Here is a 23,901-nt window from a genome sequence, read left to right on the forward strand (position 1 = left end):
GATGCCAACGCCGCGCTGATGGCGACCGAGGGGGCCCGGTCAGACAATCCTGCGCTCGACGCTTTGCTCGTCGAGGCGAAAGCGCTGCACCCGCAGCTCATCGATCTGACGCTCGGCCGCCTCGAACGCCTGCTCGGCAAGCTGGGCAACCCGCACCACCACCTGCCGCCGGTGTTTCACGTGTCCGGCACCAACGGCAAGGGCTCGACGGCTGCCTTCCTGCGCGCGTGTCTTGAGGCGGCGGGCTACCGCGTCCACGTTTTCACGTCGCCCCATCTGGTGCGCTTCAACGAACGCATCCGCCTTGCGGGGAGGCTGATCACCGATTCCGAGCTGATCGAACTGCTCGGCGATGTGATCAGCGTCAACAATGGCGAGCAGATCACCTTCTTCGAGCTGACCACGGCTGCGGCATTCACGGCCTTTTCGCGCACCCCCGCCGATGCCTGTGTCATCGAGGTGGGGCTTGGCGGCACATGGGACGCGACGAATGTGATGCCCACGGCGGCAGTGTGCGGCATCGCGCAGCTCGGGCTCGACCACCAGCAGTTCCTTGGCCATTCGATCCTCGACATCGCGCGTGAGAAGGCAGGCATCGCCAAGCCCGGCGTGCCGCTCGTCACGTCCCGCTACCCGCAAACGGTCGCGGCCGCGATCGGCGAGGTGGCGGGGCCCAAAGGCGCGCGCATCATCGCGCGCGGCATCGACTGGGACGTGGGGATTTATCAGGACCAGCTTCACTACCGCGACGCACACGCGAAGCTGACGCTCGGGATGCCGCGCCTGCCGGGCGCGCATCAGATCGACAATGTCGGCCTTGCCGCCGCGATGCTGCGTCACCAGACTGCACTCGCCGTGCCGGATGCGGCGCTGCGTGCCGGGCCGGGCTGGGCGGAATGGCCCGCGCGCTTGCAGCGGCTCGAAAGCGGCCCGTTCGTGCAGCACCTGCCGCAGGGCAGCGAACTCTGGCTCGACGGCGGCCACAATCCTTCGGCGGCGCGCGTCATCGTCGATGCCTTCCGCGCGCAGGATATCGCCGCGACGCCGTTTCATCTCGTACTCGGCATGCTTCAGAGCAAGGACGCGGCGGCCTTCTTGAAAGCCTTCGCCGGCCGCGTGACGGCGGTACACACCGTGCCCATCCCCGAACACGACTGCGTGCCCCCCGAAACGCTCGCGAAATTCGCGAGCGAGGTCGGCCTCACCGCGACTCCCGCACTGTCGGTCGACGATGCACTTCGACGCATCGGCCACGCCGCAGACCGCAAGGCACCGCCCGTGGTGCTGATCGCTGGCTCGCTCTACCTCGCGGGAGATGTGCTGCGGATCAACGGGCCGCTTCCGGGCTAATCCTTCGCCCTTTCCGTTCCCGCCGTGCCGATCGATGCGTCGATAAGGCCAGCGCGCATCATCAGCCAGAAGAGCAGGATGCCGGGGAGGGCGATGGCGGTGGTGAAGAGGTAGTAGTTTACGTAGCCGAACGATTCGATCAGCGCGCCTGCCGTAGTGCCGGTGAGGAAGCGGCCGACGATGCTCGCGAAGGCGGAGATGAGCGCATATTGTGCCGCCGTGAAGCGAAGATCGGTGAGCGCGGAGAAATAGGCGACGACGCAGACGCCGCCGATGCCGCTCGCGAAATTTTCAAACCCGATGGCGAGCGCCATACCGGTGTTCGAGTGCCCGACGGCGGCGAGCGCAGCGAAGCTGAAGTTGGAAACCGCCATCAGGATCAGGCTGAGTAGCACCGAGCGCTTCAGACCCAGCTTCGCGTAGAGCACGCCCCCTACGAAGATGCCCGCAAGCAGTGCCCAGAAACCGACGCCGACATCGTAGATCGCTATTTCCGTGTTCGAGTACCCGAGATCCTCGAACAGCAGGCGCAGCGTGAGGTTCGCGAGCGTGTCGCCGATCTTGTGGAGCAGGATGAACAACAGCACCAGCCAAGCGCCACTGCGTTGCAGGAACTCCGCGAACGGACCGATGATTGCCGTGCCGAGCGTCTTTAGTGACTTGCGCGCGGCGACCTCCTTGTGGCGAGCAGGTTCGCCCATCACCAGCGCCGTGATCGCAGCCGGAAGCGCGAAGACGCCGCACAGCATGTATGCCGCATCCCAGCCGAGGTTCCACTGCATGGGATCGGCGGCGACAAGCGCGAGCGCACCCGCGCCCGCCGCGCCGATACGCCAGCCGTATTGCGACATGCCCGCGCCGACTCCCAGCTGGCGCGGCTCCAGAAGCTCGATGCGATAAGCGTCTATGACGATGTCGAAGGTTGCGCCCGCGACACCTACGAAGATCGCGGCGAAGGCAACTGCCATGATATCCGCCTTAGGATCGGTGAGGCCGAGATTTATGACGGCGGCGATCACCAGCGCTGCCGTGAAAAGCATCCATGAGACGCGCTGGCCGAGCCGTCCAAGCAGCGGCAGACGCACGCCTTCCACCACCCAAGCCCAGAGGAACTTGAAGTTGTAGGCGAGGAACACGAGCGCGAAGGTGGTGACGCTCTTCTTGTCGATCCCGTCCTGCGCGAGGCGCGTGGTGAGCGTCGCGCCGATCATCGCATAGGGGAAGCCTGACGACATGCCGAGAAAGAGCGCGGCGAACGGCGCAGCTTCGAAATAGGGACGGACACCTTCGGGAAGACGGTCCCGAACCGATGCGAACGTGCCCGCCATGCCTACTCCTCGATGCTGACTCCCGCGTGTGTAGGGCAGAAAAGGCGGCACGGGAATCCTCCCCCGTTTGCACTAGGTGCCGGGCAGGCTTCGAAGCGGTAGAATGCCGGGATGGACGCTCCTTCACCTCCGCGCCGTCCGACCGCCGGTCAGCTTTCGCTGGCGCGGGCGATCGCGGACGGCAAGGCCGCGCACGAAGATCGCACCGCGACCGTTCCCGCCTCTGTCTATGTCGATGAAGCCCGGTTCCGGCTGGAGCGCGAGCGGCTGTTCGGGCGGCTTCCGGTGGCGGTCGCGGTGTCGGCGCTGCTGCCCGAGGCGAACATGGCGGTGCCGCACGACGGGTTCGGCGTGCCCCTGCTCCTCGCACGCGACGGCAAGGGCACGGTGCGCGTGTTCCTGAACGTCTGCCGCCATCGCGGCACGCGGCTGATGGATGGAGCCGAGGTGCAGAAGGCGCCGCGCATCGTCTGCCCCTATCACGCCTGGGCTTATGGCCTGGACGGACACCTGGTGGGCGTGCCGCGCGCGGATACGTTTCCGGGGCTGGACAAGGCGGAGCGCGGCCTTCTGGAACTGCCCTCGCGCGAGGCGGGCGGCATCATCTGGGTGGGGTTGGAGCGGGACCGGACATACGATTTTTCGTATGTCGAAGGCCCGCTTGCGGCAGATTTCGATGCGCTCGGGCTTGGCGACATGTATCTTTACAATCGCCGCACGCACGATGTGCCCGCGAACTGGAAGCTGATCATGGATGCGTTCCTTGAAAGCTACCACGTGCAGCGGCTGCACGCGAAAACCATTGCGCCGTTCTTCGTGGACGGGATCACTGCGGGCCAACGGATCGGGCCGCACGCATGTTCGGCCGTGGCGCGCGCCGATTATCTCGCGAAGGTCGATCTTGAAGACTGGGCGGCGCTGCGCCGTGTCGTGACCTATGCCTATCAGCTGGTACCCGGCACGGTGCTGGTGTTCTCGCCCGACTATGTGAACCTGATGACGCTGATGCCGCAGGCGGCGGGGCGCACGCTGGTTGAGGATTTCATGCTGATCCCGGAAAAGCCTGCGACCGCGAAGGCCGAGGATCACTGGCGCCGATCATGGGAACTGCTCGACGGCGGTGTGTTCGGCACCGAGGATTTCGGCGCCGCCGCGCTCGGCCAGCAGGGTCTGGAAAGCGGTGCCGTGTCCGAATTGCTGCTCGGCAGCCTCGAACTCGGCATCCGCCGCTTTCACGAGACCGTGGAAAGCCTCATCGCATAGGTTCGGGGGTGAGCAGCGGCGGGTCGGTCTCGCCCTTCGAAACGACGACTGCGGCGGCGAGATCGCCGGTGACGTTCAGCGTCGTGCGGCACATATCCAGGAAACGGTCGACGCCGAGGATGAGGCCGATGCCTTCGGGCGGTACGCCGACCATGCCAAGGATGAGCGCGACGACAGGCAGCGAGCCCGCGGGCACGCCCGCCGTGCCGATGCCGCCGAGAATGCACACCAGCATCACCACGACCTGCTGACCGAGCGAGAGCTCGACGCCGAAGAACTGCGCGAGGAACAGCACGGTGACGCCTTCGAACAGCGCAGTGCCGTTCTGGTTCGCCGTGGCGCCGATGGTCAGCACGAACCGCGAGACGCGGCGCGGCAGCATCAGCTTGGTTTCAGCAACGCGCAGCGCCGTGGGCAGCGTGGCGTTCGACGAGGCTGTGGAGAAGGCCATGACGATGGCTTCCTCCGATCCCTTGAAGAAGCGCGCGGGCGACATGCCGCCGAGGAACTTCACGGCCAGCGAATAGACGACGAGCATGTGGACGCCGAGCGCGAGCACGACGACGCCCACGTAAGAGGCGAGGCGCGCCAGCAGATCCCAGCCGAAGAGCGCAGCGAGATTGAACATGAAGCAGGCGACCGCATAAGGCGCGAGGCGGATGACGAGGTTGATGAGCGTCATCGTGATGTCGAACAGGCCTTCGATCGCACCTTTCAGTCGCTCCGTGCCCGGCGTGTTTGCCAGCACCATGCCGATGCCGAACATCAGCGCGAAGAACATCACGGCGAGGATGTCGTTGTCCGCCGCCGCGCGGATGACGTTGGAGGGGACGATGTTGATCAGCGCATCCATGCCCGAAGGCGCGGTGCGCGAACTCTGCACGATGGAGGCAGCGCCGTCGCCCGCATCCGCGAGCAGACGCTGGGCGACCGCCGGATCAATACCGTCGCCGGGGCGCAGCACGTTCACGAAGACGAGACCGATGACGACTGCGATAGCAGACACGCCGATCGTGTAGGCGAGCGTTTTCCAGCCGATGCGGCCGAGCGAGCGGATGTCGCCCATCTCGGCAACGCCAAGGACGAGCGCCGAGAACAGGAGCGGAATCACGAGCATGAACAGCAGGCGGAGGAACAGCTGGCCAATGGGGCCGGTCACGTAGGTCGTGATCGTATGCACCCACGCGGCATCCGCACCCGCGGTGAAATGCACGACAAGACCCGCGACAAGACCGGCCGCGAACCCGATCAGCATCTTCACATGTAACGGCATCAATGACTCCCTCTGCCCTTGGGGCGGCGACGATAGACGAGCGGTCTGGCGATGGAAATGCGTTCAGGTTTTGGAAGCGAATAGCTGCAAGGCATGCGTTCAGTTCACCGGCGCTCTTCGCCGGTAGCTGAGCGCTTCGGCAATGTGAATGCGTGCCACGCTCTCCGCGCCCGCAAGATCGGCAAGCGTGCGGGCGACGCGGAGGACACGGTGGTAGCCGCGCGCGGTGAGGCGCATGGATTCGGCGGCCTGCATAAGGAGCTGCCGGCCCGCGTCATCGGGCGCGGCGGCGTCTTCGAGCAGTTTGCCGTCCGCTTCCGCATTGGTGCGGACACCGTGCGCTTCATAGCGGGCGGTCTGCAGTGCGCGGGCAGCGGCGACGCGCGCGGCGACTTCGGCAGAGCCTTCGGCGGGCGGCGGCAGCGCGAGATCGGCGGCGGAAACGGGTTCGACCTCGACGTGCAGGTCGATGCGGTCGAGGAGCGGCCCGGAGAGCTTGGCCTGATAATCCGCCGCGCAGCGCGGCGCGCGGGCGCAGGCGAGCGCGGGGTCGCTGAGGTGCCCGCAGCGGCATGGGTTCATCGCGGCGATCAACTGCACGCGCGCGGGGTAGGTGACATGAAGCGCGGCGCGCGCGATGCTGACTTCGCCGGTTTCGAGCGGCTGACGCAGCGAATCGAGTGTTTGGCGCTGGAACTCCGGCAGTTCATCGAGGAACAGCACGCCGAGATGCGCGAGGCTGACCTCACCGGGCCGCGCCTTCGCGCCGCCGCCGACAAGCGCCGCCATTGACGCTGAATGGTGCGGCGCGCGAAACGGGCGCGCGCGGATCAGCTTGCCGCCGTCGAGCGCCCCCGCGACCGATGCGACCATCGAAACTTCGAGCGCTTCTCGCGGGGTGAGCGGCGGCAATATGCCCGGCAGCGCGGCGGCGAGCAGCGACTTGCCCGCGCCCGGAGGACCGGAGAACAGCAAGTAATGCACTTGGAGACCTCTTGTTTTGGAGCCGCCCATGATGCAACTGCGCCGGATGTCGAAAGTTTACAGCTACTCCCGATGGTCAACCGATGAACAGTCCAAAGGCGACAGCTTCCGGCGGCAATCTGATGCTGCCGCCAAATGGGCGCATCAGCGCGGCCTAGAGCTGGACGACAGGCTCTCTTACCAAGACTCGGGCGTGTCGGCGTATCGGGGTTCGAACGCCGCGAGCGACAGCGGCTTGGGCAACTTCTTGGAGGCTTGCCGGAAGGAACTCGTGGAGCCGGGCTCCTTCCTGTTGGTCGAAAGTCTCGACCGAATCAGCCGAATGACTCCGCGCCGGGCTCAATCGCTCATCAATGACATTGTGGACAGCGGCGTCACCATCGTGACCCTAAACGACGGCCAAGAATATACCGCCGCCCGACTCGATGAAGACCCGATGGCCCTCCTCATCTCAATGATGGTGTCATGGCGAGCCCACGAGGAAAGCAAGACCAAGGGTCGGCGGCTCGCTGCCGCATGGGCTGAGAAACGCCGAAAGGTTCGGGCAGGGGAGAGCGGTCGGCTTACTAGCCGCGCACCTGCATGGCTCGCCGTCGATGGCGACGGCTTCAAAGTGGACGAAGCGAAAGCGGAGGTTGTCCGCCGGATTTACCGCATGACCCTTGAGGGCACAGGGGAACACCTCATCGCGCACCGCTTGAACGCCGAAGGCGTCCCGCCGCTTGGGCGTGCCAAGTTTTGGCACCGCTCGTCTGTCGCCAAGATACTGCGGAATGATGCCGTTATCGGTCGGTTGCGTTGCGGCTTCATGGACTTCGAAGGCGGGAAGGCCCGCCGCGTCATGGAAGAACCGATTGAGAACGCCTTTCCGTCCATCATCGCGGAGGCCGATTGGCTTGCCGTCAAGGCCATCAAGGACACCCGAGGGTCAACCCGAGGGAAGCACGGCTCGGCCCCGGTCACGAATATCTTTGCCGGATTGGCAAAGTGCCCCGAGTGCGGCGCTGCCATGACGCGGGTTTACAAGGGCGGCGGGCCGAAGGGCGGCAAGCCCAAGCTCGTCTGCACGCAGGCCAAGCTTGGTGCAGCGGCGCACGGATACCGCGCTATCGACCTCCCGACACTTGAGGACGCCTTTCGGCGCGACTGGCAAGCACTTCTCCTCGCCGATGTTCCGGCCGGTGAGCGCGGCGCGGCGATGGACGACGACTTCAACCGGCTTGAGGCAACCGTGAGCGCCCTTGAGGACCACCTGCAAGAGCTGTTGGAAATCGAAGCTCAACAGCGCTCGCGGGCCGTCGTCGTCCGCATCGTGAAGCTGGAAGCCGAGATTGAGACGTTACGGGCGGAGTTGGCGGACCTCGGGGAGCAGCGCGCCGTGGCTGACGGCGGGCTCATGGTGACGCGAGCGGGGGCGCTCGCCGACCGTCTCGCCGATGAGGAGAACCTGCCCGAACAGGCCGAAATCAATGGGCTCCTCCGCACGCTGTTTAGCGGGGTCGTCGTGGACTACCGAGAGGGGTTCCTGCGGTTCCAGTGGCGGCAGGGAGGCAGCTCGGATGTCATGTATGGTTGGCCGGACGAGACGGCGGCCGTGGTCAACCAGCCGCCGTCTTGACGTGCCCGCCGAAGCGGACCTGTCGCCAGCCCTGCCGGAGAGAAACGGCAGGATGGGCGGCGGTACTGGTCAAGGTGGCCGCTGCCCTGTTTTGATAGAGCTACGGAAGTAGCCCAGTGCCAAGCTCGGGAGGCCCGAGCGGCGCCAAGATAGCACGGCTTGCGCGGGACGGAAGTGGCCGGGCGGCGGCGAGTGCTGAATCTGAACAACCATTTGATTCTAAACGATATCCGTCGATTGGCCCGCATTCCCGTAGGGATAACCGTCGGCGTGTCGCGCGCCGTCTGTCGTTTTCGCCGCTCGCCACGGCGGCAAGCGCTGCCACAGGAGAACCTCATGATAACCTTGTCTCAACCTCAGGACATCGACCAGTTCCGCGCAGCGCTCCCTCCAGTCGAACATGAGGGGCAGCCTCGGTTCGACGCCCGGTCCCTTCATGCGTGGCTGGGGGTGAAGGACCAGTTCAACGTGTGGATCAGGCGTCGCATTGACACCTACGGCTTCGAGGCCGGTTCCGACTTTCATGCAATTTCGCACAAAAGTCCCTCCGGCCGAGGACGCCCGCGCGTCGAGTTCCTGCTCTCCCGCGACATGGCGAAGGAGCTGGCGATGGTCGAGAACAATGAGATCGGGCGGAAGACGCGGCGGTACTTCATTCTGATGGAGAGCGCTGCGGTGGAGATGGCGGCAGAATTTTCCACTCGATTGTGGAAAATGCGGCGCCGACTTTTGCACTTCGAAGTTCAAAACCGCCTGAGATGCGTCGAGCTTTTCACCGGATTTGGTGGAAAGTCATCCGACCGACGCCCGCCGCTGCCACCTTTCTGCGTTATTTCGCAATAAGGGGCGCTTTTGCTGCTTACACAGCAAAACATGGATTTCCGGGTGCGGACCCAAAAATCCTTCCACAACTTCAAGGGCCATCAGGTCCGCCACGTGATGATCGAAGGAGAACCTTGGTTCGTCGCGGCGGACGTGTGCCGGGCGCTCGGGCTTTATATCTCCGACAGGGGACAGGCGAATGTGACCGTCGCGCTCCGCAAGGTGGAGCAGGCAGAGACCCGTTTGTATCCGATACAAACCCCCGTCCCGACAAAGGCCGACCACGTCACTGAGATGAAGGTCGTGTCGGAGCCGGGCCTGTATATGCTCATCATGCGCTCCGATAAACCGGAGGCGGCCACCTTCCAAGACTGGGTCACACGCGAAGTCCTTCCGGCCATCCGCAAGACCGGCGGCTACCTGCTCAATGAGGAGGCCCGCGCGACCGCTGCGGCGGACCAGCGGGACGAGATGCCGATACCTCAGACGTACCCGGATGCGCTCCGCGCGGAGAACTTTTGGACAAATTTGTCCAATAAATCGGGAAGGGCTTTTCCGCATTTTCGCAGAATACTTCCCGCAACGGCGGGGTGCATACATTGCCCGGCGGCTCTTTCTGACTGGATTGTCAAAAAGGGCAACGGACAGCCAACAGAGTCGGGCAAAGACGGGCCGATTGGCACCGAGATGGCGACGGCAAGAGGCCGGGAAGAAACGGCGGTTTTCTGCGGGTTTCAGGTGGGGAGGTCCGCATACCCCAATTAGCCCGCACTCTCGGTGAAAGAAACACGCGCGCGCCTGCACGCGCGACCTCCACGCGACCGACCAAAACGGCTGCGCCGGGAAGACACCGCCGACCGGGTGGACATGGTCAGACAGAAAAATTTTCGATGGACTCTTGAACTTCGACAGACCGCTCCCACACACGCGCGTCCTTAGGTTTATCTATATATGCTCCTTCTCCTACTCCTTCTCAGGTTCCTTCTACAGACATTCGGAAAGACCTCATTGAAGGAGGAAAGAGGGTTAGGAGTGGTCTAACCTAGAACCCTCTTTCGGTCTCACTTCAACGTTCCTCAGTTCCCCTAAGGCGACCTCCCGCTGTCTATCGACGCGGTGACGGACCCTTTGCAGCGGGCCGTCGGTGCCCCTCCCGCTGGCCGATGGCCCGCTGCACCCCATTCCATCCGAAAGGACCGCCGATGCGTGCCGTATCGGCCATCCCCTTCCATGTGTCTCACGCGGTGGCCGCCGCTGCGGACGTGTCTATGGGCACCGTCCTTGCGCTGGCAGCCTCCCACGGTCGTGCCGACGCCCGCTCATGGCTCCCCGAGCTTGCCACCTCAACGCCGCTGGTGCTGTCCTACGTCCACGGCGGGGCGCCGCTGGCCATTGCCGGTCTCGATGTCGGCAAACCCGAGGGCGTCCTTTGGCTTGCCCTCACGAATGCTTACGACCGCTTCCCGGTCATCGACACCGACCCCCTTCTCGGTCTCCTCGCCGCCACGGCACCGCAGTGCCCCGAGGGCGTGTGTCTGACCGCTCACCGATCATCGGAAAGCCACGCCCGGCTTGCCCGGTGCATGGGCTTCACCCTGAAGCCGCACAACCCCGACCGCCCCAAGGCGGTTGTCTACCAATGGCGCCCCTGAGCGCCCATCAAGAGAGAATACCCAATGACTGACACGACGACGGCCACGGCGCCATCGGCGGCGGAAGGTGCTGCCGACGCAGCCCTGCGCGCCGAAATCCAGAATTTCGACATCATCAGCGATACCAACTCGTTCGGCTGGGAAGAGAAAGACAACAACGGCAAGACGCAGTCCTACGGCTGGGATGCGACCGTAAACGACAGCACTGCCGCAATCCTTGCCAACCCGCCGCTCAGCACATTCTCGCCGACCGACCGTGAAGCCATCTTAGCCCGCGCCAAGGAGTTCGGCGGCGGGGAGAAGGCCGAACAGCGCGCTATCGCCGAGATGATGACCAAGCGCGCCGTCAATGCGCGCCTGATGGCGGGACCGGGTCCGGGCGCGAACCCGTATCAGATCGAGGTGTTCCAGCTCGCTCGCGACAAGTACGAGATTGAACTCCAGATGGACAAGGTGGAGGCGGAGCTACAAGCCATCAGCTCCCATCGCACCGAATACGATCCGGCGACCGGCAAGCCGCAAGCCGTGCCGGTGTTCAAGCTGGAAGGCGAGCAGCGCCGACAGTGGGAGGCGAAACTTCTCCGCCTTGGCGAACACCTCGCCGCGCTTACGGGGTCCGAAGGCGAAGGCCGCCTGCAACGTGCCCTCGACGCGGCGGTCGCCGAGCGGAAAGCAGCCGCCGAGCGCATCGACATTCTGCGCGAAGCTGACGCCCGCGCCGATGCGATGGTCCGCGAGGAAGAGGTTGAGCGGATGGCCAAGGCCAAGGCCGCGATGAAGCGGACGCGGGTCTAACCATGCGCCGCCAGCCCCAGTGGTATCGCAGCTATCCCAAGCGGCCTTCCGCCGACCCGTACAACCCGAACAGCCCGTCCTACGCCGAGCGCAGCCGCGCCCACGAGACCACAACGCCCACCGGCATGACCGTGGTCAGCATGGGCGGCCCCATCGACATCGTTACCGACGAGAAGGAATAGCCGTGGCCGACATCACAATCCGCGACGTGGTCGATTGCGAGCTGGGCTTTGCCGACGCGGCCCGCTGCTACGTCTGGGCAAACATCAGTGCGCCCGACCTCCGATGGCTGGATCATGTCGAGGAAACGACCGGCATGAAGCTACGCGACGTGTTCAACGGCTCCACGTTCGCCCACGTGGTCATTGGTGGCACGGGCGTTCCCATCGGCCTCTTTGGCATCCTTCCGGGGAACCACGAAGCCGAAGGCAAGGTGTGGGTGGTCGGGACGAAGGCATTCAGCCGTCACGCCGATGCCATCGGTGCAAAAGCCAGGACCGTATTCGACGGCCTCTTGGAACACCGCTACGCCTCGCTGTGGAACACCTTCGCCAGTGACCGGCCGCGCATCGTCCGTTTCCTCAAGGAAGCTGGCTTCTCCCGCGTCAGCGTCATCCCAAGCCTCCCCGGCAAGTGCGTGCAGCTTTACGCCCGGTTCTCTGCGTAAAGCCGTACCTGACGCCCGCAGCGAGCGGGCGTCTGCCGCGCTTCCTCCGCCGCCAGACACACCGTCCGGCGGTGGAGGGGCGTTGCCCTATCCCTATTTGCATTCCGAAAGCCTGCCATGACCAAAGCCACCCCGACGACCCGCCGCTGTGGCGCCTGCAAGGTCGTGAAGCCGCTCACGGATTACGCCGCCGACCGTTCGCGCCCTTTGGGCAAGATGTACGTCTGCAAGCCGTGCGACAAAGCGCGGGCGGCTGCCCGCCAAGACCTTCGGCTCACCCCCGCGCAACTTGAAGCCCGCTTTCGGCGCCTCGCCAAGCAACACGCGCGGCTGATGGTCCTTAGCCGCCTCTCCATCGAAGCAAACCCGGAAGGTGTCCCCACGCATGGCGAATAGCGACCTATCGCGCCTCGACCCCCGCACCAATGTTGCGGCACGGCCGACGAACAACCGCGCGGGCACCTTGCCCACCCGCAACGTCCGCGCCCCCGAACTCGAAATCAACGCCCGCATGGGCACGGCTCGACGCGGTGACGGCGGCGCCGATGAGCTGAAGCGCGTCCTCGGTCTCGTGAACCGCACCGCGCAAGGTGTCGCCGATATCCAGAGCGAACGCGACGAACGCCTTGCGGAGCGCCAGCGCGCCGCCGACGCCGCCACCGGCATGACGGATGCCGCCACTGGCAAGGACAAGGACGCCGAGCGCGCCAAGCGCAGCCGCGCCTATGCGGACGGCTACTCCGTTGAAGCGGCCCGAGCCCAAGGCGTGAAGCTCACGCTCGAAACCGGCGCCCTTGTGGACGAACTCCTGAACGACCCCGAGAAGCGCGCCGACCTCGACGACGTGAACGAGGCGATTGAGGCGCACTACCGCTCAACCCTCATGGACGAGACGGGCAACCTCCGTGACTTCGGTTCTCCCGAAGCGACCCGTGCGGTGGCCCAAGCGGCAAGCGATGCGCGCCAAAAAGCCCTCATCGCGGCCCAACAGGTCATCACCGACCGCGTCCACACCGAACACCTCGGCAACATGGCCGTGGGTGCCAAGGCGGAGTTTGCGGCCGGGACGCTGGACGTTGAGACCCTGCTTGCCCGCCGACTGCCGGGCATGAGCGCAGGCGACACCCGTTCGACCATGCTGACGGTCCTCCTAGAGGACGCTGACGAACGCGGTGACGTGGCAGGCATGAACGCCCTGCTTGGCGCGAAGCGTGCCGATGGCCAGTCATCGTGGTCCCCGGATCAGGTCAAGACCATCCGAAACCAGCGGGACCAGACGCAAACCCGTCTTGAGGTCGCCGAGCGCCGCCGGGTTGCGGAGGTGCAGGAAGCGACAATGGACGCGCTCACCGACCGATACAACTTCGGCAAGCCCCCGACCCGCACGGAAATCACCAAGCTCCGCAGCGAGGGCAAGTTGGACGCCGAGCATGTCTCCTCGCTGTTCGGCTGGATGGAAGCAGACGCCAGAGAGGCCCGCGCCAATGCCCGCGAGATTGCCGCTTCTCAGACGCTCGCCGAGCAGCGCCGCGCGGACACCGTGGGCAATGACATCGTCGCCCGCTACGTGACCGGCTCCATCACCTCCGCGCAAGCCATGAAGGAAATCGCCCGCGCCAACGCTGACGGCGCCTTCGGTGTGGGCGATGTTCGCAAGCGGGCTACCTCGGAAACCGCAGAGTCCATCAGGAAGCTCCGCGAAATCCGCGCAACGGTTCTAGCGACACCTGAGGGGCGCCGTGGCTTTGCCGCCATCGACGCCAGCAAAGCCTACATTGAACAGGCCATCAAGCGGAGCAAGCGGACCCGTGACGAGAAGGCGCGGATCGGCGCGGAACTCCACGCCCTGCACGCCGAAGCCCTTGCCGCATACGGCTCGGCTCTTGTCGATGGCGGGAAAGACCCGACCGACGTTGCCGAACGCCTGTCGAACTGGCTGATGACCCGCAGCGGCTCCGGCACGTCCAAAAAGGCGCGGGACGAGATACCAACGGCCAAATAAGGGCCACCCCGAAAACCCCTTCAGAAAAACCAAAAGAACGCCCTCGGTCGCCTCCCCGGTACTACCATACCCCCAAGGCCCCTTTCGGTGTCTGGCGGTCCATTCTGACAGGGTTTTCCCGGTGAAATAGACCAAGGAAACGAATGCCTAACCCCACCACCCGCTCGGAGGCGATCAGCGCCAAGTGCCGGGATTGTATTTACGACCCCGGCGCTGCCGGGACATGGCGACAGCAAGTCGCCGCCTGCGAAAGCGGCAACTGCCCGTTGTTCGACTTCCGGCCGTGCCCGCCCAAGCGAAAGCTGACCTCGGCGGACCTTCAGAAGCTCCGAGAGGGCACTGAGGGACACGGCGGGGCGCCGATTGCTGACTGAAGGAAAACCGATGCTTACCGAAGAACCAACACCCGTCTACCGCACCGAAACCCTCGGCACGACCACGTTCCGCACGAACATTGCGGCGCTGGAGCCGGTGACGCCGCCCGCGCCGAAGGTGCCCAACGCACCGCGCACCACGTCGCACAACCCCATTCCGGGGCTGTCGCCGGTATTCGTGACGTATCACGAGCCGCTGCCGGACGAAGACTAGGGGCGGACCTGCGGCGAAACCGAAAGCGGACCTGAGGGGGTCCGATGGTTTCGGCGAAAAATTCCGTGGGGGCATATACGCTGAACCGTCAGCGCCGTTCCCCCCATAGGGGTGCCCTGTGGCGCTCCGCCGGTGAACCTCGGGGTTCATCCTCTTGACCGAGGTTTCCGGCGGAGCGTCATGGCGGCAGGGGGGTGGCATATGTTGACGGGGCATAGTTCGATTAAACGAAGTATTTCTTTGTTTACAATAGCTTAGATCGTGTTATGTGGTATGCCCTCAACGCTAATCGGAGGGCAGACCCCATGACATTCCAGCTTTCACAGGCCGACCCGCTTCTCGCCAATGCTCGCGGCGTAGCGCAGCGCAATGCGGCGTTCTTCGACCGTGTCACGCGGCGCACCCGCCCGGCATGGCTATCGCCGCTTGCAGATGCGGGAGACGACAATTCGCACGCCGTCGCTGTCGCGGCATCGGTCGCACGCACGGCGGCGTTCTTCGCTCGGCCCGCCGTCGCCTAGCGGCCGGGCACCCGAACACACCATCGGCGCCCTTTCGGTTCCTTTCCTTCGCCATAAGCGCGCCGGTGGTGTGCCCTGCGGGGTGCGTATCAGAAACCCTCTCCGCAAATGGGCTCCCGGCCCCACGCAATTCTGCGGTTCTCCGGTCCCCATTTTTCGTATCACTAATCACTTGTTTATTGATACACTTAGCGATAAGCCTTCCCCGGCACTAACGGGAGCAGACCATGACCAAGCGCGTTGCCTTCTACCTCCGCGTCTCAACGGGGGAGCAGACCACCGACAATCAGCGCCGCGAGCTGGACGCCATCGCCGCCCGTAGCGGCTGGGAGGTGGTGCAGGTCTATGAGGATGCCGGGATCAGCGGGGCCAAGAGCCGCGACAAGCGCCCCGCCTTCGATGCCCTGCTAAAGGATGCCACCCGCCGCCGCTTCGACATGGTGGCCGCGTGGAGCGTGGACAGGCTGGGCCGTTCCATGTCCGACCTCGTGGGCTTCCTGAATGAGCTTCGGTCGGTCGGCTGCGACCTCTACCTGCACCAGCAAGCCCTAGACACCTCCACGCCCTCGGGCCGGGCCTTCTTCCAGATGCTCGGCGTGTTCGCGGAGTTCGAGCGGGCCATGATCCAAGAGCGTGTGAAGGCCGGGCTGGCACGGGCGAAGGAGCGCGGCACCAAGACGGGCAAAGCCATCGGCCGCCCCACGCTGCCGGAGAACCTGAGGCGGACCATTGTTGACCTGAGGGGCGCCGGAAAGAGCATCCGGGAGGTTGCGAAGGGTGCGGGCGTGTCCACCGCGACGGTGCAGAAGGTGTTGAAGGACGCGGCGTAGCCACGGGAGGGCCTTGCGGAGAACCGAGGGGGCCGGGGAGGTCCGGGTCAGTCCAAATTTCCTTCCGTTCTCACCTGCTTTTTTTGTTCTTCTATATTCGGTGGGCAGAACGTAGGTTCTCAGTGTGAAGAAATAGCATCTTTCTGGGGGCATCGTGGAAGTATTCAATGTTGACCTTGGGGAAAATGGCGGCGTTGTTGCGCCCGCTACTTTTTCTGATTTTGTCGATTGGATTGAGGCAGAGTGCGACGCGTGGAGTTGGCTTACGCCCTCGACACCGGGGCTACAAAATTATGACTTTCTCAATTCGGCGCAGGAAAGCCTTAGCTATATCAGAGGCGTCGCCAGAGAGATGCGACATGCGAATACAGTAGAGGGTCGTGATATAGCTCATATTCTGCTTAGCAACTACGCGGGCCAGCCCCCAGTCTTGTTTCACTCTTCAAGCGAAGTAGGGCTGGCCCTGCTCGCGATAAAGGAACGGCTGTCCCCGCTTGACGCGGCGACCGCTTACGGCATCCTTCGGGGTGTCTTGAACGCTGATTTTATTCGTTACCCCAAGCAATTCCGGCTTTTGACGTTGGTGGCTAACCCGGCTGCGGTAGATGCCGCCGCGATACTAGATCAACTGGCGTCAGAACGACGGGCAGCGCGCGCGAACGTCACAAAACTTGAGAACCGTCTTGATGACGCCATGAGCACGTTTGAGTCCAACTGGACTGACCAGCTTGCGAATACGCGCAACGCCCGGAAGCGTGTGTTTCGGCGGCTGGTGAAGGTGCACAAAGGTCTGAGCAAGGTTCACCGTGACGAGTTTTACAAGCTCAAGGAGGAGCTTGAGGCCACGAAGGCGGCCTATGCGGAACAGATACGCCTCCGTGCAGCAGTTCAGTATTGGGAGGAGAAAAGGGAAGGCCATCGCGACCAACGCAAGGCTGCGCTGCGCAATCTTCGGTGGTTCGGTGGGATTGCGGCAGTTGCCGCCGGTTTGGGCTTTTTCTTCGCGGGCTCCTTTGTGCTTGAGGCATCGGGCTTGAATATGTGGGGGGTTTCCCTTGGAAAGACTGCCTCAAACAATGTCAGCCCGGCATTCTTTGTGGTGGTTAGTGCGGCGCTGGCTTTCTTGCTGACGTTCATTTTTTGGGCCGCTCGCGTCTTTCTCCGACTGTACCTTACCGAGAACCATATGCAGGCGGATGCTGAGGAGCGCCGTGTAATGACGCAGACGTATTTGGCTCTCATCAATGAAAGTGCGGCCAAGGATGACGACCGCCTAGTGATCCTCAATGCCCTGTTTCGACCGGGCACGGTGGGGATTGGGCAAGAGGATGCACCGAGCGAAATCGCGGCCCCGGCCATTCTGGCGCGCATTCTCGATAACCGGGGCTCTATGCGAGGCTGAAACCCTTTAGTGGACCTTGTCCATTTGTTCCATTTATGTTCTCATCCACCCATGCGCCGACTCACCGAAACCCCACGGCCCCCTCAGTGCCACCTTCAACACCCCGCGAACTCGCCAACCCCATCCGCGACCTGTTTGACGCGGCCGTCCGCCACTATGCCGTCAAGCTCACCTGCACCCGCTGCCGTCATCAGCGCATCTTTGACCCTCACGCCCTCTGGTATCATTTCCACAAGCGCGGCCGTCCCGACTGGCTCCCCGATGTCCGCGAGAAGTGCCGTTGCACGTCCTGCGGGGCGCGGAGGCCGACGCTGGACCTTGTCCATGAGTTGCCGACCGATGAGACCCTGCCGATGCCGAGCGAGACGGTTTGGAAGAAGGAGCTACGGCGGCGGCGTTGACGGGGGCGCCGAATGACCGCTGCGGTACGCCAAAGGGCACCTTCGGAGCGCTGGAGGGACGGCCCCGGAAAGCTCGCGCAGATTGTCGTGTGGGAGGACGGGGCCGCGCGGCAACGCCGATGCAAATGGGGGCTGGCACCGAGGGAGCCCTACGGCGACCCCATAAGCCTCCTGCGCTCCGAAGGGCGCACCATCGTCAACCCCTGCCTCATCATCGCGTCAGAGTTCGAGGTGGAAGCGGGTATGGGCTCCCGCCGCAAGCGCTACTCCGTCCGGCTGGTGACGGATGAGCCGTTCTTTTGCTTCGCGGGCATGTGGCGCCCGGCGACGGACGATTGGCCCGAGGCGTTCGCGGCGCTGACCACCGAGGCGGGGCCTGATGTGGCGCCTTACAAGGACCGACAGTTGGCCGTGGTGCGCCCTGAGGATTGGGAGGACTGGTTGAGGCAGCGGAGGGCTGTGGAGGACCTTCTCAGGCCGTTCCCGAAGGGGAGCTTTGAAGTTAGCGCGTAGCGGCCGCGCGCCGACCGGCCATTTCCTCTTTGAAGCGAGCGACCAGCTTTGTGATATCAAAGTGCAGGCGCTCCCCCGAAAAGCCCAACTTCTCCAGCGCATCCAGCGTCGCAACTTTATCAGCCGCTTTCACCGTGAAAATGCGTTCCGCCGTTAAAGTCTGGAAATCGCTGGCAGTGTGCAGGCTTAACAAGCTGTCCTGCGCAGTCGAACGGACATTGCGTCCAACGGCATTGATCAGGAATGGCCTGTCCCGAACGGGTTTGAAGACCTCAATCATCATGGTATCGACCGCCTCCTCAAATTCAGTTCGGAGCGTCCACCAGACGCACCCGTCTGCCGCACGGTTGTTTCGGTCATCGCAAGCAAAAAACAGAGCAACTAGAGGCCCGGTCGTCCAATCCAGCAAGGCCGTGGCGAGGCCGTAATGTTGCGCGAGTATTAGCCACTCAATGTCATCCGTGGGGAGTGGCGAAGCAAACCTACTTGCCCGTCTCTTCCAATCACCGAGATGTATAGGGTGGTTAATTCCGTAGGTTCCCTGCCGGAAAATCGACGGCACAAGAGACCATCGCTCATCTGATTGCCCTCTATAGATGGCATACTTTCGCCCCCTCGTGGCTAGCACGTCCATGAAGTCGCGAATAACTCCCCAGCCCGTTTGCAACATCTATCCCCCTCCCCAGCGGCGGCCATTGTTGCCGGTCGGAAGCATGATACGCTAGCGCAATGTGCAACCTCTACACCGTCAACGTGAGCGCGGCCGACATCGCCGACGCCTTCAATGCCCGGATGCCGACTGCCTTCAATGCCGCGCAGGGCGACGTGTATCCCGGCGCCCCCGGCATGGTGGTGCGCGAGGCCGACGGCGGGCGCGTGGTGCAGGCAATGACGTGGGGATTCCCGCTGCCACAAAAGAGCAAGAAAACCGGCCTGCCGATCAAGCCCAAGCCGGTGAACAATATCGCCGACCTGTCCAGCTTCATGTGGCGCCATATCGCGCACCGTCCAGAACACCGCTGCCTGATCCCGCTCACCGGCTTTGCCGAGGCCGAAGGCGAACAAGGCGCCAAGACGCGGACGTGGTTTCGGGTGAAGGGACAGCCCGTGTTCGCGTGGGCCGGGATGTGGAAGGACAGCGACGAGTGGGGCGCTGTCTATTCGGGGCTGATGACCAATTGCAACGCGGTCGTCGAGCCGGTGCATCATCGGATGCCGGTCCTATTGCTCCCGGATGAGTGGGAGCGCTGGCTGCACGGCTCGCTGGACGACGTGCGGGGCTTTCAGGACCGGACTTTCCCGGCGGGGCTTACCGAAATCGAGCGGACGGTGGAGCCGTGGCTGCGTCGGAAAGCTCCCGAGCTTCACCTGTAACGGCGTGCCATCCCTGCGCGCACCATCGCCTTATTGAGGTCTACCCCGCCCGACACGCACCGCGCCAACGCCCGGCCGTAAGTATCCCGCCCCGTCACCGTGCAACGCACCTCGCCGCGCGTGAGGGAGCGTAGATAGTCCCTCGACGCCACCGCACGGCCCTCATGGCAATCCGAACGTGCCCTTCGGCCGTCCTTGCAACGGGGACTGTCGGCCATCTCAGGTGCATCAATGCCCACCAGCCGGACCCGTTCGCCCTGGCACCGCAGGCTGTCCCCGTCGTGGACCGAAGGAGCGATGCAAGAGAGGATGAGGGCAGCGGCGAACACGGCGGAACTTTCAGGGGCTATCGGTGGACCTTCAGGGCCTCCACCTACTCCGCCCGTCGCGCTGCCGATAGAGGGGCGTTGCAAGAATGTTCCTCTTATGTTCTCTTTGGCCCATGTCCCGAATCGATCCCACCGAACTCGCCTCGCTAATTCTCACCGCGCCCCTCTAGGTGCCCGCATCGGTCTTGCAACGCACAGTGAAGGCGCCCGGAAGGATGCCGCGCGGGCGCTTGCCGAAAACGTCGTGCGGCGGCTCGAAGGTGCGCCTGAGGTGGACCAAAACCAACTTCGGCTCCCCATCTAGCCCACTCCCGGCGCCCATGCCGTTCACCCGCGAACAGATGATCTACAAGGCCGTCGTGGCGCTGGACGAGTCTATCGGCGAATACACCGGCGAGAAGCCCCGGCCGACCTTCGCGCTGCGGTTCTGCCTCGCGTATCTCTACAGCCAGAGTGACGGCAACCGGCTGCCCTACGATGAGTTTTGGAAAGCCTTGAGCTACGAGGGGCACGGTGGTCAGGATGAGGATGCGACGAACTACGTGCGGGAGACCCGGCTGCGGGGATGCAGGAACGCCATCATGAAAAGCGTGGGCATGGGCGGGACGCCTGAAGTGTTTGAGGCGGTCGCGAGGGGGCACCGCCGAGGTAGCTTTTCTGACATATGTAAGGGTCGGAACTCGGCTGGCTAAAGGTTTAGAGCCTTTAACGCCTCATCGAGTTCGAATGCTATTTGGCGGACAGAAGCGTGGTGTCCATTCATCAGCGGCTTTCCCGGACCCGCACCATGCGTCCATATCGAGGGCTTTCCGTTGTGAAGAGTGACCCTATCGTCGCCCAGCCGTGCTAGCCGATTGTAGCCGCTGTCATTGAGCTGCCCGTCATAATGGCTGCCCCCGTCCTGATCCCTCATAGACAGGATGAGGCTTTCACGAGTCAGTTCGCCCTCGGGGTGGCGCCAGATGATATCTTTCCACCACACTTCAAATCGCACTCGCGGGAAATTCTCCACACCTTCAAAATTATTCGCACAATGAATGCCGTCGGCGTCGTTCTTCTTCATGCACAGTAGCGGCCCAAGACGCTCAACAACCATCGGCACCTTAAGGATGGCACTCCCCGCCATAAATACTGATTCAATGTGTCGTCTTGAACACGGCAGCATAATTGAACTTTTAAACCCCAGCTGAGAAAGAAGAGAAACGGTGCGCCCTTTGTCATAGCAAATTATGTGAATGGTGCTTGAAAGTCGGCGCGCTTCTTCGAAATCTCCACTATCATAAAGGGCGGCAGATTTTCGCAAGAAGGATATTTGAACTTCTAGCTGCGAGAGAATTTCAGACCTTTGACGCCTGTGCATCAAGTGCTCCGTTGAAAAATATGCACGATAGAATTTCATGACAAATCGAGCTTGCCAATGGGCATTTAGCTTTCTCGAAGTTTAGCCCATTTCGCCCGTAAAACCGCTGCAAATCGCGGCAAGGGTGAACGAAACGGCTCCTCAGGTAGTCCTACCTACCCTGAGGACTCCTCGCGTGTTCTTGCGGCGTTTTGAGGGGGTTTCGGCGGTGAGCTGCCAAAGGCGTGTCCATGCAGAAGCCGGACAACAGAAGGGGGCAGGGCAAAGCCCCACCCCCGCAACGCTGCTACAGAAAAGAAGGCTGGGACGGATCGCTGCCCCGCTTCCCTGTTTTCACTTCACTGATGCGGCCTTGGTTCCAGCCAAGGTCAGCCGCAATGTCGTGCTGCAAATGTCCCATCCGCAACCTGCGGCGGACTTCCGCATAAGCTTCTGTTGTCATCGGCTTGCGGGGCCGTTTCCCGTCGTCATTCTGACTCAACGCCAGTCTCCTCTGAGACAGACCGGCTTGACCGTGGGAGTCAGATGTGGGCATAGCTCACCCCCGATCTGACTCCCGCCACGCGTGCCGGACTACCATCCCGCGAGGCCCTGTCGATCAGAGGGCTCAGCGTGCCACCGCTGGGCCCTCATCTATTCGACAGCGTCAAATCCCTTAATGTGGATAAGCAAACAGGTACGCAAGCAGAATCCAGAATTTCTTGAAAAGATTAGATTTTTCAGGGATTTATCAGGAGTCTAATTGGGTCTTTCTGAGGTGACCCACTACCTATTGTGTATTTGTTCTGTTCTCTCAAACCGAACATTCAACGGTCGTCCCTGTACCGAGTTCTGCAATGCTCCAAAATTTGCAGCTCAAGCTCGCGTATCTGATTGGGTCTTGACGTTCCCAACATGAGGAGGTTGTGACCACCGGCTGCCGCCACTTCGAGTGCGCGCTTGGCGGTTTCCTGGCCCTTCACGGCGGCGAGATCGGGGGCGTCGGCTGTATCTTCGGCGACCGAGGCCGTCGGCGGGCTGAGAAGCTGCGTGCCTTTCAGATGGTTGAGCAGGCTCAGGAGATCGGGCGCGGCGAGCACGTCGCAGCCCGCCCATGCCGCTTCGCCGCCCTGCGCGGCCGGACAGATGAGGCCGAGGTCATTCGTCGAGGCATGGAGCGCGGCGAGGAGGACGCCGGGCACCGGGCTTACGCGCCCGTCGAGCGCGAGTTCGCCCACTGCCGCGTAGCCTGCGAGAGCTTCGAGATCGACGACGCCCATCGCGGCCAGCAGGCCGAGCGCAATGGGAAGGTCGTAGTGGCTGCCCTCCTTGGGGAGGTCTGCGGGCGAAAGGTTGACCGTGATGCGCTGGAAGGGAAGCGCGAGGCCGATCGCGGAAAGCGCCGCGCGCACGCGCTCCTGGCTTTCGGCCACGGCCTTGTCGGGCAGGCCGACGATGGTGAACTTGGCTCCCCCGCGCGCGATCTGCACCTGCACATCGATACTGCGCGCTTCAAGCCCGATGAACGCGACTGTCTGCACGCGCGCAACCATGACCAGCTTCCCCCGTTGATGCATCGAAACGATCCACCGTGGGACCCCGGTAAAGTGCGTCAACATTATCGTCAAACCCTTGGGGTTACGGCCTCTTTTTTGACACGCCGTGGGCGCACTCTGCGCAGCAGAGACGATTCGCACGCGCCCGAGGATTCCCCGTGACCACGCCTTCCACACCCGCACGCAAGCCGCGGCGGCCGCGCTCGCTCGCGCGCCGTGGCGCGGAGATGACAGCGGGCGTGATGCTTATGATTCTGTCGCCCATCATCGGCGGGCCACTGATTCCAGGGCCGTTCGGCTTCATCGGCTCTGCAATCGGCCTCGCGCTCGTGCTCAGGAACTCGCACGGCGCGCGCAAGCGCTATGTCGCGTTCAAGCGCCGTTATCCGAAGGCCGCGCACTGGGTGGACAAGGGACTTCGCCGCCGCAAAAAGCCGCGCGCGCAGTAAGCGCGGCCACGCTTTCCGTTGACTTTGGGCGCGCGCTTGGCCTATGCGCTCGCCCGAAGGTTTCGGTCGCGATTGCGCGAGCACGCGTGCGCGGCCGTTTTTATTGATTCGATTCGCAAGAAGGCATGTCCGATGAAGCGCACCTACCAACCGAGCAAGCTCGTCCGCAAACGGCGCCACGGCTTCCGCACGCGCTCGGCGACGCCGGGCGGCCGCAAGGTTCTGGCGGCCCGCCGCGCGCGCGGCCGCAAGCGGCTGTCGGCGTAGCTCCGAAGCCGGAGCGGCTCCGTGCGCGGCGCGACTTTCTCGCCGCGAACAAAGGACGCCGCGCCGTGACTGACGGCTTCATCCTGCTGGCCCGTGACCGCGCCGATGGCGGCGGTGTGCGTGTCGGCTTCACCGTCACCAAGAAGATCGGCAATTCGGTTGTCCGCAACCGGTTGAAGCGCCGCCTGCGTGCGCTGGTTTCCGAATCGATGCCTGCGCTCGCATCTCCCGCCCATGATTATGTGCTGATCGGCCGCGAGGCGGGGCTCACCCGTGATTATGCCGACTTGACCGCCGATCTGGCGCGCGCCGTGCGGAAGGTCGCGAGATGATCGGCAGGCTGGTCGCCCGGATGATGATCCTCGTGGCGCGCGGCTGGCAGCTCAGCTTTTCGGTGATCCTGCCGCCGACGTGTCGGTTTGCGCCGTCGTGCTCGGCATACGCCATCGAGGCGATCGAGCGGCATGGCCCTATCAAGGGTGGCGCGCTCGCGCTTCGTCGGATATTGCGCTGCCATCCGTGGGGCGGTTCGGGCTTCGATCCCGTCCCCGGTTCTGAATCCATAATGAAGTCGAGGC

28 protein-coding genes and 5 pseudogenes are annotated in these 23,901 nt (G+C 63.5%); 24 read left to right on the forward strand and 9 right to left on the reverse strand.

From position 1 onward, the window contains the following. Positions 1-18 precede the first annotated feature (18 nt). Positions 19-1,350 carry a bifunctional folylpolyglutamate synthase/dihydrofolate synthase gene (locus DFR51_RS02175; RefSeq protein ID WP_121047408.1) on the forward strand — a complete coding sequence of 444 codons (1,332 nt, stop codon included), beginning with the start codon at positions 19-21 and terminating at the stop codon, positions 1,348-1,350. Here the strand turns inward: DFR51_RS02175 and DFR51_RS02180 are convergent. After that, a complete protein-coding gene (locus tag DFR51_RS02180) occupies positions 1,347-2,678 on the reverse strand; it encodes an AmpG family muropeptide MFS transporter (RefSeq protein ID WP_121047409.1) in 1,332 nt (443 codons plus the stop codon). The genes DFR51_RS02175 and DFR51_RS02180 overlap by 4 nt on opposite strands. Positions 2,679-2,789: 111 nt before the next feature. Here DFR51_RS02180 and DFR51_RS02185 point away from each other — a divergent pair, with 111 nt between their 5' ends. Beyond that, positions 2,790-3,941 (forward strand): aromatic ring-hydroxylating oxygenase subunit alpha, encoded by a 1,152-nt coding sequence (locus tag DFR51_RS02185; RefSeq protein ID WP_121047410.1) that lies wholly within the window; start codon positions 2,790-2,792, stop codon positions 3,939-3,941. On the opposite strand, the gene DFR51_RS02190 is transcribed toward DFR51_RS02185, so the two are convergent. Next, positions 3,931-5,214, reverse strand: coding sequence for a dicarboxylate/amino acid:cation symporter (locus DFR51_RS02190; RefSeq protein WP_121047411.1), 1,284 nt, complete (start codon positions 5,212-5,214; stop codon positions 3,931-3,933). The genes DFR51_RS02185 and DFR51_RS02190 overlap by 11 nt on opposite strands. 99 nt (positions 5,215-5,313) lie before the next feature. Then, positions 5,314-6,195: pseudogene (locus DFR51_RS02195) on the reverse strand (YifB family Mg chelatase-like AAA ATPase); the annotation flags it as partial. Between the two features lie 31 nt (positions 6,196-6,226). Here DFR51_RS02195 and DFR51_RS02200 point away from each other — a divergent pair. The 15 genes from DFR51_RS02200 (at position 6,227) to DFR51_RS02275 (ending at position 18,009) form a co-directional block, all read left to right on the forward strand. After that, entirely contained in the window at positions 6,227-7,816 is a 1,590-nt protein-coding gene (locus tag DFR51_RS02200; protein WP_121047412.1) for a recombinase family protein, read from the forward strand. Between the two features lie 192 nt (positions 7,817-8,008). After that, entirely contained in the window at positions 8,009-8,659 is a 651-nt protein-coding gene (locus DFR51_RS02205) for an antA/AntB antirepressor family protein (protein WP_126494575.1), read from the forward strand. A 9-nt stretch (positions 8,660-8,668) separates the two neighbouring features. After that, positions 8,669-9,403: a BRO-N domain-containing protein gene (locus DFR51_RS02210; protein ID WP_197723698.1), complete on the forward strand. Its 735-nt coding sequence runs from the start codon at positions 8,669-8,671 to the stop codon at positions 9,401-9,403. A 437-nt stretch (positions 9,404-9,840) separates the two neighbouring features. Beyond that, positions 9,841-10,290: a hypothetical protein gene (locus tag DFR51_RS02215; protein ID WP_121047415.1), complete on the forward strand. Its 450-nt coding sequence runs from the start codon at positions 9,841-9,843 to the stop codon at positions 10,288-10,290. 24 nt (positions 10,291-10,314) lie between these two features. Then, on the forward strand, positions 10,315-11,085 hold the full coding sequence (locus tag DFR51_RS02220; RefSeq protein ID WP_121047416.1) for a hypothetical protein: 771 nt from the start codon (positions 10,315-10,317) through the stop codon (positions 11,083-11,085). A 2-nt stretch (positions 11,086-11,087) separates the two neighbouring features. Continuing rightward, positions 11,088-11,267, forward strand: coding sequence for a hypothetical protein (locus tag DFR51_RS02225; RefSeq protein WP_121047417.1), 180 nt, complete (start codon positions 11,088-11,090; stop codon positions 11,265-11,267). Between the two features lie 2 nt (positions 11,268-11,269). Then, positions 11,270-11,752, forward strand: coding sequence for a hypothetical protein (locus tag DFR51_RS02230; RefSeq protein ID WP_121047418.1), 483 nt, complete (start codon positions 11,270-11,272; stop codon positions 11,750-11,752). 117 nt (positions 11,753-11,869) lie between these two features. Next, the gene (locus tag DFR51_RS02235) at positions 11,870-12,148 is read left to right on the forward strand and encodes a hypothetical protein (RefSeq protein WP_121047419.1); all 279 of its coding nucleotides are present in this window, start codon (positions 11,870-11,872) and stop codon (positions 12,146-12,148) included. Further along, a complete protein-coding gene (locus DFR51_RS02240) occupies positions 12,138-13,754 on the forward strand; it encodes a hypothetical protein (protein WP_121047420.1) in 1,617 nt (538 codons plus the stop codon). Before DFR51_RS02235 ends, DFR51_RS02240 begins: the two co-directional genes overlap by 11 nt. A 384-nt stretch (positions 13,755-14,138) precedes the next feature. Further along, positions 14,139-14,342, forward strand: a complete 204-nt coding sequence (locus DFR51_RS02250; protein WP_121047422.1) for a hypothetical protein — start codon at positions 14,139-14,141, stop codon at positions 14,340-14,342. A 305-nt stretch (positions 14,343-14,647) separates the two neighbouring features. Next, on the forward strand, positions 14,648-14,863 hold the full coding sequence (locus DFR51_RS02255; RefSeq protein ID WP_121047423.1) for a hypothetical protein: 216 nt from the start codon (positions 14,648-14,650) through the stop codon (positions 14,861-14,863). A gap of 227 nt (positions 14,864-15,090) precedes the next feature. Then, entirely contained in the window at positions 15,091-15,693 is a 603-nt protein-coding gene (locus tag DFR51_RS02260) for a recombinase family protein (RefSeq protein WP_121047424.1), read from the forward strand. A 154-nt stretch (positions 15,694-15,847) separates the two neighbouring features. Beyond that, complete coding sequence (locus DFR51_RS02265; protein ID WP_121047425.1) at positions 15,848-17,095, forward strand: DUF6161 domain-containing protein; 1,248 nt, start codon at positions 15,848-15,850, stop codon at positions 17,093-17,095. 86 nt (positions 17,096-17,181) lie between these two features. Further along, positions 17,182-17,496 (forward strand): hypothetical protein, encoded by a 315-nt coding sequence (locus DFR51_RS18675; protein WP_126494577.1) that lies wholly within the window; start codon positions 17,182-17,184, stop codon positions 17,494-17,496. 12 nt (positions 17,497-17,508) lie between these two features. Beyond that, a complete protein-coding gene (locus DFR51_RS02275; protein ID WP_121047427.1) occupies positions 17,509-18,009 on the forward strand; it encodes an SOS response-associated peptidase family protein in 501 nt (166 codons plus the stop codon). Here the strand turns inward: DFR51_RS02275 and DFR51_RS19270 are convergent. Both DFR51_RS19270 and DFR51_RS19570 read right to left on the reverse strand, forming a co-directional pair. Continuing rightward, positions 17,999-18,292 carry a hypothetical protein gene (locus DFR51_RS19270; RefSeq protein ID WP_243445579.1) on the reverse strand — a complete coding sequence of 98 codons (294 nt, stop codon included), beginning with the start codon at positions 18,290-18,292 and terminating at the stop codon, positions 17,999-18,001. The genes DFR51_RS02275 and DFR51_RS19270 overlap by 11 nt on opposite strands. Before the next feature lie 75 nt (positions 18,293-18,367). Beyond that, positions 18,368-18,679, reverse strand: a pseudogene (locus DFR51_RS19570) (FRG domain-containing protein); the annotation flags it as partial. 59 nt (positions 18,680-18,738) lie between these two features. On the opposite strand from DFR51_RS19570, the gene DFR51_RS02285 reads away from it, so the two are divergent. After that, complete coding sequence (locus tag DFR51_RS02285) at positions 18,739-19,383, forward strand: SOS response-associated peptidase (protein WP_121047429.1); 645 nt, start codon at positions 18,739-18,741, stop codon at positions 19,381-19,383. Here the strand turns inward: DFR51_RS02285 and DFR51_RS19575 are convergent. Beyond that, positions 19,374-19,601 carry a thermonuclease family protein gene (locus DFR51_RS19575; protein WP_147423390.1) on the reverse strand — a complete coding sequence of 76 codons (228 nt, stop codon included), beginning with the start codon at positions 19,599-19,601 and terminating at the stop codon, positions 19,374-19,376. The two genes, DFR51_RS02285 and DFR51_RS19575, sit on opposite strands and share 10 nt — an antisense overlap. Positions 19,602-19,809: 208 nt before the next feature. On the opposite strand from DFR51_RS19575, the gene DFR51_RS19580 reads away from it, so the two are divergent. Next, positions 19,810-20,016, forward strand: a complete 207-nt coding sequence (locus DFR51_RS19580) for a DUF6771 family protein (protein WP_420853146.1) — start codon at positions 19,810-19,812, stop codon at positions 20,014-20,016. Positions 20,017-20,032: 16 nt separating this feature from the next. Then, complete coding sequence (locus DFR51_RS02295) at positions 20,033-20,404, forward strand: hypothetical protein (protein WP_121047431.1); 372 nt, start codon at positions 20,033-20,035, stop codon at positions 20,402-20,404. On the opposite strand, the gene DFR51_RS18680 is transcribed toward DFR51_RS02295, so the two are convergent. The 3 genes and pseudogenes from DFR51_RS18680 to DFR51_RS02305 form a co-directional block, all read right to left on the reverse strand. Then, positions 20,401-21,111, reverse strand: a complete 711-nt coding sequence (locus DFR51_RS18680; protein WP_126494579.1) for a hypothetical protein — start codon at positions 21,109-21,111, stop codon at positions 20,401-20,403. The genes DFR51_RS02295 and DFR51_RS18680 overlap by 4 nt on opposite strands. A 247-nt stretch (positions 21,112-21,358) precedes the next feature. Further along, complete coding sequence (locus DFR51_RS18685) at positions 21,359-21,553, reverse strand: hypothetical protein (protein ID WP_126494581.1); 195 nt, start codon at positions 21,551-21,553, stop codon at positions 21,359-21,361. Between the two features lie 406 nt (positions 21,554-21,959). Beyond that, a pseudogene (locus DFR51_RS02305) lies at positions 21,960-22,604 on the reverse strand (magnesium chelatase domain-containing protein); the annotation flags it as partial. 161 nt (positions 22,605-22,765) lie between these two features. Between DFR51_RS02305 and DFR51_RS02310 the strand changes: the two are divergent. From DFR51_RS02310 to yidD, 4 genes and pseudogenes are all read left to right on the forward strand, one after another. Next, positions 22,766-23,056 carry a hypothetical protein gene (locus tag DFR51_RS02310; RefSeq protein WP_243445580.1) on the forward strand — a complete coding sequence of 97 codons (291 nt, stop codon included), beginning with the start codon at positions 22,766-22,768 and terminating at the stop codon, positions 23,054-23,056. A gap of 132 nt (positions 23,057-23,188) precedes the next feature. After that, a complete protein-coding gene (gene rpmH, locus DFR51_RS02315) occupies positions 23,189-23,323 on the forward strand; it encodes a 50S ribosomal protein L34 (RefSeq protein ID WP_121049614.1) in 135 nt (44 codons plus the stop codon). 14 nt (positions 23,324-23,337) lie between these two features. Further along, positions 23,338-23,655: pseudogene (gene rnpA / locus DFR51_RS02320) on the forward strand (ribonuclease P protein component); the annotation flags it as partial. 8 nt (positions 23,656-23,663) lie between these two features. Then, positions 23,664-23,873 (forward strand): annotated as a pseudogene (yidD, locus tag DFR51_RS02325) (membrane protein insertion efficiency factor YidD); the annotation flags it as partial. Positions 23,874-23,901: the final 28 nt, after the last annotated feature.

The sequence above is a fragment of the Sphingosinicella microcystinivorans genome, assembly GCF_003634215.1.
In the GTDB taxonomy this organism is placed as follows: domain Bacteria; phylum Pseudomonadota; class Alphaproteobacteria; order Sphingomonadales; family Sphingomonadaceae; genus Sphingosinicella; species Sphingosinicella microcystinivorans.

Bases quoted from the DNA above. Each gene is read 5' to 3' on its own strand.
- DFR51_RS02175 (WP_121047408.1), top strand. From the start codon at position 19: ATGGCGACCGAGGGGGCCCGGTCAGACAATCCTGCGCTCGACGCTTTG.
- DFR51_RS02180 (WP_121047409.1), bottom strand. From the start codon at position 2,678: ATGGCGGGCACGTTCGCATCGGTTCGGGACCGTCTTCCCGAAGGTGTC.
- DFR51_RS02185 (WP_121047410.1), top strand. From the start codon at position 2,790: ATGGACGCTCCTTCACCTCCGCGCCGTCCGACCGCCGGTCAGCTTTCG.
- DFR51_RS02190 (WP_121047411.1), bottom strand. From the start codon at position 5,214: ATGCCGTTACATGTGAAGATGCTGATCGGGTTCGCGGCCGGTCTTGTC.
- DFR51_RS02200 (WP_121047412.1), top strand. From the start codon at position 6,227: ATGATGCAACTGCGCCGGATGTCGAAAGTTTACAGCTACTCCCGATGG.
- DFR51_RS02215 (WP_121047415.1), top strand. From the start codon at position 9,841: ATGCGTGCCGTATCGGCCATCCCCTTCCATGTGTCTCACGCGGTGGCC.
- DFR51_RS02220 (WP_121047416.1), top strand. From the start codon at position 10,315: ATGACTGACACGACGACGGCCACGGCGCCATCGGCGGCGGAAGGTGCT.
- DFR51_RS02225 (WP_121047417.1), top strand. From the start codon at position 11,088: ATGCGCCGCCAGCCCCAGTGGTATCGCAGCTATCCCAAGCGGCCTTCC.
- DFR51_RS02235 (WP_121047419.1), top strand. From the start codon at position 11,870: ATGACCAAAGCCACCCCGACGACCCGCCGCTGTGGCGCCTGCAAGGTC.
- DFR51_RS02240 (WP_121047420.1), top strand. From the start codon at position 12,138: ATGGCGAATAGCGACCTATCGCGCCTCGACCCCCGCACCAATGTTGCG.
- DFR51_RS02250 (WP_121047422.1), top strand. From the start codon at position 14,139: ATGCTTACCGAAGAACCAACACCCGTCTACCGCACCGAAACCCTCGGC.
- DFR51_RS02255 (WP_121047423.1), top strand. From the start codon at position 14,648: ATGACATTCCAGCTTTCACAGGCCGACCCGCTTCTCGCCAATGCTCGC.
- DFR51_RS02260 (WP_121047424.1), top strand. From the start codon at position 15,091: ATGACCAAGCGCGTTGCCTTCTACCTCCGCGTCTCAACGGGGGAGCAG.
- DFR51_RS02275 (WP_121047427.1), top strand. From the start codon at position 17,509: ATGACCGCTGCGGTACGCCAAAGGGCACCTTCGGAGCGCTGGAGGGAC.
- DFR51_RS19270 (WP_243445579.1), bottom strand. From the start codon at position 18,292: ATGATGATTGAGGTCTTCAAACCCGTTCGGGACAGGCCATTCCTGATC.
- DFR51_RS02285 (WP_121047429.1), top strand. From the start codon at position 18,739: ATGTGCAACCTCTACACCGTCAACGTGAGCGCGGCCGACATCGCCGAC.
- DFR51_RS19575 (WP_147423390.1), bottom strand. From the start codon at position 19,601: ATGGCCGACAGTCCCCGTTGCAAGGACGGCCGAAGGGCACGTTCGGAT.
- DFR51_RS19580 (WP_420853146.1), top strand. From the start codon at position 19,810: ATGTTCTCTTTGGCCCATGTCCCGAATCGATCCCACCGAACTCGCCTC.
- DFR51_RS02295 (WP_121047431.1), top strand. From the start codon at position 20,033: ATGCCGTTCACCCGCGAACAGATGATCTACAAGGCCGTCGTGGCGCTG.
- DFR51_RS18680 (WP_126494579.1), bottom strand. From the start codon at position 21,111: ATGAAATTCTATCGTGCATATTTTTCAACGGAGCACTTGATGCACAGG.
- rpmH (WP_121049614.1), top strand. From the start codon at position 23,189: ATGAAGCGCACCTACCAACCGAGCAAGCTCGTCCGCAAACGGCGCCAC.